General features: G+C 64.1%; 9 protein-coding genes. 4 read left to right on the forward strand and 5 right to left on the reverse strand.

The window, feature by feature from the left end; translation table 11 throughout:
- Positions 1-1,144 precede the first annotated feature (1,144 nt).
- The 3 genes from B071_RS0107385 to B071_RS16475 form a co-directional block, all read right to left on the reverse strand.
- On the reverse strand, positions 1,145-1,828 hold the full coding sequence (locus B071_RS0107385; RefSeq protein ID WP_018526465.1) for a tetratricopeptide repeat protein: 684 nt from the start codon (positions 1,826-1,828) through the stop codon (positions 1,145-1,147).
- Complete coding sequence (locus tag B071_RS16470) at positions 1,825-2,262, reverse strand: bactofilin family protein (RefSeq protein WP_018526466.1); 438 nt, start codon at positions 2,260-2,262, stop codon at positions 1,825-1,827. Before B071_RS16470 ends, B071_RS0107385 begins: the two co-directional genes overlap by 4 nt.
- A 32-nt stretch (positions 2,263-2,294) precedes the next feature.
- Positions 2,295-3,200 (reverse strand): prephenate dehydrogenase/arogenate dehydrogenase family protein, encoded by a 906-nt coding sequence (locus tag B071_RS16475; RefSeq protein WP_018526467.1) that lies wholly within the window; start codon positions 3,198-3,200, stop codon positions 2,295-2,297.
- 228 nt (positions 3,201-3,428) lie between these two features.
- Between B071_RS16475 and pta the strand changes: the two genes are divergently transcribed.
- Genes pta through dapA form a run of 3 tightly spaced genes read left to right on the forward strand, consistent with a single transcriptional unit; the run spans position 3,429 to position 6,090 of the window.
- Entirely contained in the window at positions 3,429-4,409 is a 981-nt protein-coding gene (gene pta, locus B071_RS0107400) for a phosphate acetyltransferase (protein WP_498365803.1), read from the forward strand.
- A 16-nt stretch (positions 4,410-4,425) separates the two neighbouring features.
- On the forward strand, positions 4,426-5,199 hold the full coding sequence (gene dapB / locus B071_RS0107405) for a 4-hydroxy-tetrahydrodipicolinate reductase (protein ID WP_026245071.1): 774 nt from the start codon (positions 4,426-4,428) through the stop codon (positions 5,197-5,199).
- A gap of 15 nt (positions 5,200-5,214) precedes the next feature.
- Positions 5,215-6,090, forward strand: coding sequence for a 4-hydroxy-tetrahydrodipicolinate synthase (gene dapA / locus B071_RS0107410; protein WP_018526470.1), 876 nt, complete (start codon positions 5,215-5,217; stop codon positions 6,088-6,090).
- Here dapA and rsmA read toward each other — a convergent pair.
- Positions 6,087-6,944 (reverse strand): 16S rRNA (adenine(1518)-N(6)/adenine(1519)-N(6))-dimethyltransferase RsmA, encoded by an 858-nt coding sequence (rsmA, locus tag B071_RS16480; RefSeq protein ID WP_018526471.1) that lies wholly within the window; start codon positions 6,942-6,944, stop codon positions 6,087-6,089. The two genes, dapA and rsmA, sit on opposite strands and share 4 nt — an antisense overlap.
- The gene (locus tag B071_RS0107420) at positions 6,922-8,565 is read right to left on the reverse strand and encodes a ComEC/Rec2 family competence protein (protein ID WP_018526472.1); all 1,644 of its coding nucleotides are present in this window, start codon (positions 8,563-8,565) and stop codon (positions 6,922-6,924) included. Before B071_RS0107420 ends, rsmA begins: the two co-directional genes overlap by 23 nt.
- Before the next feature lie 2,626 nt (positions 8,566-11,191).
- On the opposite strand from B071_RS0107420, the gene B071_RS19590 reads away from it, so the two are divergent.
- Entirely contained in the window at positions 11,192-11,932 is a 741-nt protein-coding gene (locus B071_RS19590) for a CPBP family intramembrane glutamic endopeptidase (protein WP_157703077.1), read from the forward strand.
- Positions 11,933-11,936 lie beyond the last annotated feature (4 nt).

The raw sequence follows: 11,936 nt of genomic DNA on the forward strand, positions 1-11,936 counted from the left end.
GCGGGGTTGGTAAAGAGGCTGTCGTAACCCTGGGCGATGGCCGTAAAGGAGCCTCCCTGGCCCATGATCCGGGGCGAGAGAGGCCTGAACTCGGGCTGTTTTACCGTTGAGGCGTGCCCCGGCACNAGCCCCCCCGGAAGCCCGCCCAGAAAGGCGAGGAACACCAGGGCAAGCACTGCCCGTCCCGAATCAGACATCGTCAAGAACNCCTCCAAATCCGGCGGCGTTGAAGATGTTCCGCAGAGGGCTTCCCTCGGGGGCAAATTCCTCGCCGTTATCGTAGGGAAGANCGATTGGATCTCGNGTNCCCTGAGGTTTTGCGAGCTCTGCAGCCAGCGCGGCGATACCGGCTTCTGCGTCGCCTGCCCCGTTTGCCTTGGCGATGTCCTTCACCACCAGGGCCACCAGGGCGTTCTGCGCCACGGCTCCCTTGTTGGTTCCCGCGGGCATCTGCGGATCGAGATCACCCGGGGATGCTTCCAGAGTGGCACCCAGGGCCTCGTATGCCCCGGCGGCGTTCACCAGATCATTCAGAACCGCAGCGATTTTTGCCTGGTCACCGCGAACGCCCGAGGGCAGAAGCTGGTCCAGCAACGCCTCGGGGTCCTCCTCGAAGGTCTCTATTCCTCCGTCGGTGAGAACATCGATGGCGTTGTTAACTGTTTCCCCGGCGGCGGTCTCGCGCAGGTTCACCTGACCCGCCAGAATCGCAGCTTTCTGCCGTGTGGCCTTGGGAACATCGCTATCATCGGCGGTGTAAACGCTCTCGAGGGCCTCGTTGAGCCCCGCCCGGTCGGAAGCGGAGAGCTCCCGAAAAAACCGGGGGCTCCCGGCAGCATCGTCCAGGGCAGAGACGAACCCCGGAGCCCGGGCGGTGGGGATGCTCCCCCCGTCGCTGTATTTTTTCAGGATTGCCGAGGCCGACTCGGGCCCCGCAAAGTTCTCGAAGAGATTTCCCTCAAAAACGGTATCACACGAGCTCAGCCCCGCAGAGAGCAACACCCCCCATCCACAGAGAAAAAGCCCGGAAACGAGACCGGAGAGAACCCGAACCGGGGATCTGGCAGAAAACATCCCGCTACCCATACCTCAAGTATCGGCAAGAGAGGCTAAAAAAACCAGACCCGGGACCCCGCTCCTCCCGTCAGGAGCGATCCTGCCCCTCCTGGAGACGGTTGATTCCCTGGAGTGCCTCGGGGAGCGCCGGCGACCGCTCCAGTGCAGCCTGATAGGCCTCGCGAGCGGCCTCCCGGGCCCCGGCCTGTTCGCGGGCGTAGCCGAGCCGGGCCCACCAGGGGGCGCGTTCGCCAGCAAGCAGAACGGCCTGGGTGAGAGCTATGTCGGCGTGGTTGTACTCCCCGAAGTTCAGGAAGATCTCGCCCATCATATAGTANACGTGGGGAAGTTGCCGACCATCGGGGGCGAGGGCCACGTAATTCTGCAGGTGCTGGAGAGCCGCAGTGTAGTTACCCTTTCTGTAGTGGGCGTCCCCGACAATATGAATGATCCGGTTATCGAAACGACTCACCCGAAGACCCCGCTCACCGTACTGCAGCGCCTCGTCGTAGCGGTTCAGGGCCAGCAGGCTCCACCCCAGGACGGTATAGGCATCCAGATTTGCGGCGTTTTCCTCGAGCTCCTGAAGGGTGATCTCCACGGCCTGCCGGTAACGACCCTGGCGGTACAGCACCAGTGCGTCGGGCCGGTCCTGGGAGGCTACCCTGACCAGGGGGGCTGCCCCGGCGAGCAGAAGCGTCAGAAGGAAGACCGCCACACCAGGCCGGGGAAAAACCAGCCCTTCCCCCACCCGCTTTGTTCGCGGGATCACGGGGTTTCTCCTGACTGGTTNCGGGATTCCCCNGGGGTGCCCTGCTTCCGGGGAGCGCTGCCCCCCGGGGAGCCTGCNCCGGCCCCCTTGGCCATGGTGCAGGACCCCGTAAAGGCGCTCCCACTCTGCACGACCAGATCGGGGGTGGCGATGTTCCCCTCCAGGGAGGCCCCGGAGAAAAGTTCCAGCCGCTTTGCAGCGGTTACGTCACCCCGCAGGGTCCCACGAAGCGAGACGCATTCAGCGTGGACATCGGCGGCGACCTCCGCAGAGGCCGCCACGAAGAGGTCGGAGGTTGCCCGAATTTCCCCGGAAAGACGGCCCTTCACCAGAAGGGGCTCGGAGAACTCGATCGTTCCCTCAAAATCAAGATCTTCGCCCAGAACAGTCTCCAGCTCGGACTCGTCGATGGTGCGCACCCGTAACTCTGCCATGGTCTCACGCTACAGCGGGGGGACTCCCCTCGTCAAGAACTTCCTTGCCGGGGCAGCTCTCCACCGTCGCGGCCGGGGCGTTCCTGCTCCGATGCCCCGTCGTGCCCCTGGTCCTGCCCCTGCGGAGGCCGGGCATCCGGGGCAAGCAGCTCCTCGACCTGGCCAAAGGCCCGGGAGAAGGCCTCCCGCATCGCTCTGGTGGAGGGGTTGAACCGTTGCAGGTCCCGAAAAAGCTCCAGGGGATCGTTACAGGTCTGCTCCATCACCTGGAGAAGCCTGCGATATCCCAGAGTGCTGATATCACTGGGCTGAAGATCCATGGCCCGCAGAACCCGGCCCACCAGGTGGGTCACGCCCTGGGTAAAGGCAGCTTCCTGATCGTGCTCCTCGGGAGACATCTCCACCACCCGCAACCCCAATCCCTCGAAGACACTGCGCAGTTCGCCGTACCGTCCCTGGCGGTCCCTGACGGGCCAGAGAATAACCGGCAGGGGGTCCTGCCGTTCCCGGGCGGAGTCGGGACCGAACATGGGATGGGAGGCGATGATATCCACCGAGTCGGGCAGGAGGGCCTCCATCTGCCGGACCGGATAAACCTTGACAGAGCAGGTGTCTACCACGACCGTCCCCGGTTTGAGCAGGGGCGCTATGCTCCGCAGGACCCCGGGCATCGCCGAGATCGCCACGGTCAGAAAAATGACGGGAGCCGCCAGGGCCTCTTCCAGGGGAACCTGCCGGACTCCCGGTGGCAGGGGGGCCACCGGGCGACGGCTGGTCCCCACCACACGATAGTGTTCGGCCATCATGCCCGCCCAGAAGGTTCCGAACCGTCCGAGTCCGATCACTGCGGCCAGGGGCGGTTCCCCGGCGGCCTCCCCGGTGGCTTCCCCCTCCCGGGCGAGAGTTGCTCCGATACACGCTTTATCTTCCTCGTTCACGGCGGTGAGTATGCCCGCAAAAGCCCCTTCTCCTCAAGTTACATTTTCCTGCGATCTGTGCTACCCTTCCTGTATCGATATTTTTTGCCCAGAGCTCCCCTCCTCCGGGGGCTGGCCGTGGGGGTTTCCTCGGGACAAACCGAGGGAAACGGCCCCGAATCGCCTGCCCGGTCAGGGTGAGCAGAGACGCATACCACAAGGAGCCCATTCATGGAATTTGTTGAAACGATGAAAGCCCAGGCCCGGAAGTTGCAGCGCGCCCTGGTTCTGCCCGAAGGGACTGAACCCAGGACAATTCAGGCGGCCCGTATCCTTCTGGACGACAAGCTTGCCGGAGCAGTGACGCTCGTAGGAGCAGAGCANGCGATTACCGCCGCTGCCGCCGATGCCGGGGTCGACCTGGCGGGAATCACCATCGAGGATCCGACGCGGTCCCCCAAAAAGGAGGCCTACGCCGCCGAGCTCGAGGAACTCCGCAAGAAAAAGGGTATGACCCGCGAGGAAGCCCTGAAGGCGATCGAGGCACCCCTGAACTGGGCGGCCATGATGGTCCGCACGGGTGATGCCTACGCCATGGTAGCCGGAGCGGAGAATTCCACCGGAAATGTCCTGCGGGCAGCCTTCCAGATCATCAAGACCGCCCCGGGAACGACCTTCGCATCGAGCTGCTTTGTCATGCGGGTGCCCGACCCCGCCTGGGGAGTCGAGGGCCACATGATCTTTTCCGACTGCGCCACCATTCCCGACCCCACGGCAGAACAGCTGGCCGAGATTGCCCGGGCAGCAGCCCAGAGTTGCCGGACCTTTCTGAACACCACCCCCCAGGTGGCGATGCTCTCGTTCTCCACAAAAGGGTCGGCCCAGCACCCCGCAGTGGACAAGGTGACTCAGGCTCTGGCTCTGGTGAAAGAGAAAGAACCCGATCTGGCCGTGGACGGCGATCTCCAGGCCGACGCAGCGCTGGTCCCCTCGGTGGGGGAGAAGAAAGCGCCCGGTTCCCCCGTGGCGGGTTGCGCCAATACCCTGGTCTTCCCCGACCTGAACTCGGGAAACATCGGGTACAAACTGGTGCAGCGCCTGGCCAAGGCCGATGCCTACGGACCCTTTCTCCAGGGTTTTGCAAAACCCGTGAGCGACCTCTCCAGGGGTTGTTCCGTTGAGGATATCGTCACCACCTCGGCAGTGACCCTCTGCCAGGAAGCCCTCTAGGCGCCCGGAGGTTCCCGTGAGAATAGTGATCGTCGGCTACGGTCGAATGGGACGGGAGATCGAGGCAATAGCCCGGGACCGGGGGCACCAGATCGTAGCCACGGTCGATCCTCTTGCTCCGGGGGCAACAGCTCGCTCCCTGGAAGAGGTTCCTCCCCCGGAACCGGCCAGCACCGCCACAGATCCCGTGACGGTGATCGAGTTTGCCCTGCCCCCGCAGATCGGGGAGAACGTGGCGTTCTATGCCCACCGGGGCTGGCACGCCGTGATCGGCACCACAGGCTGGGATCAGGACCGGGAGGCCGTGCTCCGGCCTGCCCGGGAGGCCGGCACGGGGCTGGTCTACGGGTCCAACTTCTCCGTGGGAGCCAATCTTTTCTTCAGGATCTCCCGCTACGCCGCCCGCCTGGCGGAAAGGACCGGCGCCTACGACAGCGCCGTGATGGAGCTCCACCACCGGCAGAAGCAGGACAGCCCCAGCGGGACGGCCCTGACCATCGCCGAGGGGCTGCTGCAGGAAAGTTCCTCCAAAAACCGCCTGCAGCCCGAGACGCTGCATCGCCGGATCGAAGAAGAGGAACTCCACGTAATCTCTGGCCGTGTCGGGTTTATCCCCGGCACCCATACGGTTTATCTTGACTCTCTGGCAGATACGGTGGAACTGACCCATCGGGCACGCACGCGTCAGGGCTTTGCCCTGGGGGCTGTCCAGGCTGCGGAGTGGATTTGCTCGCGCCGGGAGGTTGTTCCCGTGGACGTGTTTTTTGACGATCTGTTCCAAGACCAGTAATACAAGGAGTTTTCTATGTTCAAGGGAGTCTACACAGCACTGATTACCCCCTTTACCACCGACGGCGCGATCGACGAACCGGCCCTGCGGCGGATCGTGAATGCCCAGATCGACGCCGGTGTGGCGGGCCTCGTCCCGGTTGGCACAACCGGAGAGAGCCCCACCGTGACGCACCAGGAGAATATTCGCGTTATCAGCATCGTGATCGACGAGGCCCGGGGAAGGGTTCCGGTAATCGCCGGAACCGGTTCGAACTCCACGGCCGAGGCGATCGATATGACCCGCGAGGCGAAGAAGATCGGTGCAACGGCGACCCTTCAGGTGGCACCCTACTATAACAAGCCCTCCCAGGAGGGGTTCTACCGGCACTTCACCACCATCGCCGATACGGTGGATCTGCCTATCATGGTCTACAACATTCCCGGACGCACGGGAAAGAACATCGAGACCGACACGCTGGTGCGGATGGCAGCCCATCCCAACATCGTGGCGCTCAAGGAGGCGAGCGGAAGCATCTCCCAGATGATGGATGTGATCGCCCGGCTACCCGAGGATTTTTCTGTTCTCTCGGGGGACGACAACCTCGCTTTTGTCCTGACCTCCCTGGGCGGCCAGGGCGTTGTCTCGGTAGCGAGCAATCTGATTCCTTCGCGGATGGTCAAGCTGGTGGACCAGACCCTGCAGGGTGAGTGGGCCCACGCCCGGGACGACCACTACCGGTTGCTTCCCTTTTTCCGGGCTCTCTTTCTTGACACCAACCCGGTACCCATCAAATACATGATGCACCGCGCAGGATTCTGCGAGAACAGCTACCGTTTGCCCATGGTTCCCTTGAGCGAGGAGAACCAGCGCGCGATCGACGCGCTTCTGACGCGCTACGGCATCGTCTAGCGACCATCCCTGACAGCCCGGGGCTGGCCGGCCCCGGGGACACCCCGGAGGTGTTCTGCCAGAAGGCGAAACGTCTCCGGCTGCAGTTCCTCGGGTCTGAGCCCGGGGTCGATCCCGCATTCCTCCAGAGCGGGGAGCCAGGCCTTCCAGGTGTTTCTCAGTGTCTTGCGCCGTTGCCCGAAGGCTTCCCTGGTCAGAAGGGATATCTGCTCCGTCACCTCCCGCGAGGGGCGGTGGGGCAGCTCCCGCAGGACAGCCACGGCCGACCCGACCTGGGGCCGGGGGTAGAAGACACCGGCAGGTACCAGGAAAGCCCGCTCCACCTGGTAGTGACTCTGAACCAGAACGGAGAGCGCGCTGTAGGTTTTGCACCCCGGGGGGGAAACGAGCCGGTCCACCATCTCGGACTGGAGAAGAAAGACCATAACGGGTACGGCCAGCCCGGATTCGACGATTCGGGGGACCATGGCCCCGGCGCTGTGGTAGGGCAGGTTTCCCACAATCGCTCCCGGAGCGGGAAGCCCCCGAAAGGTATCCAGAAAGTCCCCCCCCTCGATCGGCAGGTCCTCGCCGTAACGTTCCCGAAGCACCCGAATCACTCCCCGATCTATCTCGAAGAGCCGGAGTGGCAGCTCCAGCGCCCGCAGTTCATCGGTGAGCGCCCCCAGACCGGGCCCTATTTCCCAGATCTCCCCACTGCCGGGAAGCGGTCGGGGGAGGACCTGGGCGATAAGCGAACCGATACGGTGACGCGTCGCCGAATCGATGAGGAAGTTCTGGCCAAAGCGTTTTTTCAGACCGATCTCGTGGCGGTCCAGAAGATCACGTATTTCAGAAATCGAGTTGTGGTTCATGGATACTCTCTTTTTGAAGCTGGCTCCCCCGGAACTGGTTCCTGCGGAGACAGAGATATCCCATGATACACCCGGTTACGCCCGCGATTATAGCCCCCGGGATGAGGATCTCTCCGGAAACTCCCCCGGACGGCAGAAAGGAGTCGCCCCGACGGACAACCTGGGGGATCATGCCTCCCAGCCCCGCCAGCCAAAGCAAGAGACGGGAGAGCCAGGAAATCAGCACCACCAGCAGCGATCCCAGACCCGGCAGCGTTGCCACCACCAGGAAGGAAAGCCCGCACCACATGATGAGAACCACCACAGAAGAGAGCAGGCCCGCGCAGATGATCCCCGCCGGGTAGATTGTGCCGAAGGAGAACCAGGAGATGGGAGCTGTGGCGATCATCGCTGCCAGGGAAACCCCGGCGTACCGGGCGCACCACCGGGGCATGCAACGGGCCAGAAGATCCACCACGGGAGGGGAGACTGCAAGAATTCCCGCAAGAGCCAGGAGGGACAACTGAAATCCCACGTTCCGGACAATCTCCGGGGCCACCAGAGCCACCAGACAAACCGTTCGCGCCAGCAAAACAGGCAGAGGGGTTTTTCTCCCCCGGAGGCGCGCCAGGGAAATGAGCCCTATCAGAACCAGAGCCCGCACCAGGGAAGGGATCCATCCTGCTACCCAGACGTATGCCGCGAGAAAGGGGAAGACAGCCAGTCCCCGGACGGGGTGCGGCAGAAACCGGGCGGGCCCCGCGTAGAGAATCAGAGCCAGCACACCTACATGCATGCCGCTGAGGGCCAGGGCGTGGGATGCCCCGGCTGACCGCACCGCCAGGGAGAGATCCTGCGAAAGTGCACCGCGATCCCCCAGGAGCAGGGCAAGAATCAGGGGCCCTCCCAGCGCGTCGAGCCGCGCCAGCCTTCCCCGGATCCACTGCCGGAGCCTTCGGCGAACCGCCACGCCCCCTCCACCGGGGCGCAGGGCGATCTGGTCCTCCGAGACCCAGAGGACTACCTTTCCCTCCTGCCCCTGGAGGCGCTCCAGACCTTCCAGACCCGAAACATCCAGACCATCTCCCCTGAGGGGGATAACCCTCCTGGTTCCCGTGGAGAGATATTCGCTTCCCCGCCAGAAGATAACCACCCTGCCCCGGGCATCTCCCTCCCAACCCCGGTGGTCCCCCACCCGATGGAGGTCCACCTCGACTCTCCGCAGGGGAGTGGAACCCGGACGGAGATCATCCACCAGGGAGCCCGAGAGCCGGACGACTCCGTCCGCATCCAGAGCTGTCACCGGGGGGGCCTCGGTACGGGCGAATCTGGCTCCGGCGGCTGCGACAGCGAGGATACCCAGGAGGATCCCTGCTCCAGAACGAACCAGGGCCGGGGGAAGGCCCCGAGGACAGGCCCTTCCCTCTTCCGCAGAGGACCGGGGAGCGGACAAGGCCCGCCCGATGAGCCAGGGCACCACCAGAACCGCACCGACGAGGCAGACCAGCCCCGCCCCCCGGGCAGAACCGCCCTTCAGGGAGAGCCCCCCGAAGATGACCAGCGAGGCCCAGACCTCGGGCGCCGTCAGAACCGAGGCCCCCCTGGAAAAGGGGGAGCCCTGCAGAAAACCGTTATGTCTCACACAGGAACGTTAGGGGGCAACCGAGCGTAGTGCTTCTCTGGCTCGCTGCCGAACGCGGCTGGGATAGTTCTCAAGAAGGGTCGTGTAAAACATGGCATCGAAGGCCAGGGGGTTTCCCAGAGCCTCGAGGTTTCCGATAACGGCAAGAACAATCTGGGTGTCGTAGGGCCGGTCCGTCTCGGTGTAGGTATTGACCAACTCCAGATAGGTGGTAAGCCGGCGAGCCGCCTCGTCGTTCCCCATCGCCCCCAGGGTTGCAATGGCCTCCAGGAGCGGGCCACTGCTGATCCTGCCCCGCTCGAACTCGAGCACGGTCTGGTTGAAGTGGCGAATGACCTCGGGCGTGGCCTGGCTGTACTCACCGGCGCGCAGGACAGCGGCGGCGGCAAAGCGGATCTGCCGATACTCCTCCTGGGCGCGGATGTCGCCCGTTCCCGCAGCCTCGGCATCGCTCAGGACCGTCCGGGCCAGCTCCAGACGCTCCTCCTCCGAGAGCAGTCCGCTCTCCAGGAGAAAGCTGAAGGCGGGACGGCGCTCCGCCAGGGGCCGGTTCCGTACCGCTGCCAGGGCCAGATCAGCCACGGCACCGTCTATGTTCCCCAGAGCCTGCCGGGCCGGAGTCGTGACAAAATCCGGATATTGCAGGAGCACCGTATCTACCAGAACGCCAAAGCCCTGGGCTGCCTGGAGGTCTCCCAGGGCCCTGACAGCCCCGGCGAGGACCTGAAGATCGGGACGCCCCCCTCCCTGGGAGACGATATGCTGCCGCCGCACCCAGTCCACGAGCCCTTCCAGGACCCGCTCGTCGTCGGCCCCCATGCCGGAGATGACCTCCAGAACCCGGATGCGCGTGGAGGTCTCGTCGAAAACCTGAAAGAGCCTCCAGAGGTCCCCCAGGGCGGGACGATACTGCCCCGCATCGAGACGGTCGATGGAGGTTCGGGCGATATCGCGCAGTAGCGGGCTGGAATAGAGCTCCCGGGAGTTGCTGAGAACATACCGCAGGGCCTGCTCGTAGAGCGGACCAAAGGCCTGGGCGTCTTCCCGCTCGGCTGCGCGGAGAACCTCGATTTTTGTCTGAACGTTGGCAGCNGCAAAGTTCCGCTGGAACACTTCGAGCCGCTCCGTCTGGGCCTGGAGTACTCCTGCACAAAGGACCAGCACGGCCATAAGGCCGGCAGTTTTTACGGACGTGATCATACCGTTATAGTAGTTGAAAGCACCGGTGGTTGCAACGAAGATTTTCCCCAGCCCCGGAAAGTTCCCCTCTTCGGCGGATGAGGTCCCTGTCCAACAGATGAGGCCCCTATCCGGCGGATGATGCGCTGACAGAGGATACGCTGTCGGGCGGTGCCCCGGAAGAGTCCCCCTCCGAGGGGTCATCCCGGAACCGGTCCTCCCCGAGACGATACACACAGGAGAGGATCTGTATCCTCATGTCGGCCGAGGGTGGCTGTGCCTGGAGGTGGAGGATGGTAATGTGCTTCCCGCTGTGGTAATTTGCAGAGCGGACGATACCACAGAGGATGAGCACCCCTCCCTCGGCTTCAACCTGGAGTTTCATGGCAAACCCCGCCTTTACCCGCCCCCGCAGCGCCAGGGCGGCCCCATCACCGGAGATGTCCAGAACCCGGCAGCGATATCCCCGGGAGCTCTCTTCCAGCTCGTTCCCCAGCGCCAGGTCTCTCAGCGGATAGACCTGNCCCGGCAGATCAACCTCGCGCCGGACCGATCCGCGTTTCTGGCTTCGTTCAAGATTGTCCTCGTGGGCAAGATGAAGAACCGGAACCTTNTGGTTGGGAGGAACGGCCACGACGGTGGTCTCGAAATAGTACCCTGCATCGCCCCGGCGCCAGAAATATATGCCCAGTCGCTGGTTTTTCCAGGAAAACCCCGCGGGCACNGCGCCCCCCTCCCCGGAAAGGCGCACCGCCAGATAGCGCCGGGCCGTCTCGGAGACCCGGGCGGCGATGACCCCCCGGCCGGCCACGGTGATCTTCAGGGGCTGACCGGGTTCGATCCTTCGGGTAGAAGATATGCCCAGGCGATACCTGGGTTGACGAAACTCCAGCTGGGCGCGGAAATCAAAGAGTTTGTTCAGAAACCGACGCCGCTCCTCCTCCCGGGAGGGGGCCGCTGCGTGATACTGCTGGAGAACACCCTGGAGGCAGGTCTCGAGGGTCCGAACGCTCCAGAAGAGCGCCTCGGGGTTGGAGAGACCCCGCTCGCGGGCGACCCTGCGGAGCAGGTGCACCTCGGCCAGGGAGAAGCCCGATTCCTTCCCCCGCACGTAAAACCGCAACCACGACGCACCGGGCCCGCTGGTACGGAAGGCGAGATAGAGCAGGACCGTCGCAAGCCCCAGTGCCAAAGCCGATATGAGAAGCTCCACGTCAGTATCTCTCCCGGGACGATGCGATCGGTTCCGGCCACCTGGGACCGGCACGACGGGGAACGACCGCCCCGGCGCTGCCATCGGGCACTACCATTCAGTTATAGTAGTGGCAGGGGGAAGCAAACTTCAAGGCGTCCCCGGATCATCTCCGGTGCACGCCACAGCCCTGCGACCACTCCTGCCGGGCAGGTTGCTATGCCAGGTGCTACGAGAGGTGTAGACAGCTTCCCGGTGAAGAGAGAAAATGGCCCTCCCATGACTCTCATGACTCCCTCGCAACGATTTCGCGAAGTCCTTCTCCTCTGGACCCTCGCCTTTCTCCCCGGACAGGGAGGGGGAATCACGCCCCTGATACTCCCGGGGGGACTCCTCACGCGGGCCCTGGCTCAGGCGGTCTTTGCCGTTCTGGTGGTGCATCTTCTGGATGTTCAGGGCGAGGCGAGCCTCCTGACCCCCGCCGGAACGGCCCGGCGCGGAAAGACCCTCCTGATGGCCGGGGGAATCGCCCTGGTCCTGCTCTCACTGGCTGTGGCACTGGCCACCGCCGTAAACCTTCTGCCGGGATCGGGGGGGTATCCTCTTCCCGAGAGCCTTCGTCCCGGGGCCCTCCCCGCGACGCACATGGCAGGAGTCCCGGGAACCGGCCCTGCCCGGGTGGGCACCCTCGCTCTGATGGCGGGATCCCTTGTGGCCATAGCCTATGCCGAAGAACTCTTCTTCCGGGCCTACCTGATGATCCGGCTCGCCCAGACCGGTCTCCAGCCAGCGCAGGCCCTGGTGATCTCGGCGACACTCTTCGCCCTGGTTCACCAGTGGCAGGGCCCCGGGGCCATGCTCTTTGCCTGGATCAGCGGCCTCTTCCTGGGAGGCATCTGGATTATCCGGCCGGGAATACACCATCTTGCCCTGGGCCACGCCGCCTATAACGGCCTGGCCCTCTTGATCTCCGCTCTCGGGGCCGGTACATTGTAGCATC

The organism is Alkalispirochaeta alkalica DSM 8900, from assembly GCF_000373545.1.
In the GTDB taxonomy this organism is placed as follows: Bacteria; Spirochaetota; Spirochaetia; order DSM-27196; family Alkalispirochaetaceae; genus Alkalispirochaeta; species Alkalispirochaeta alkalica.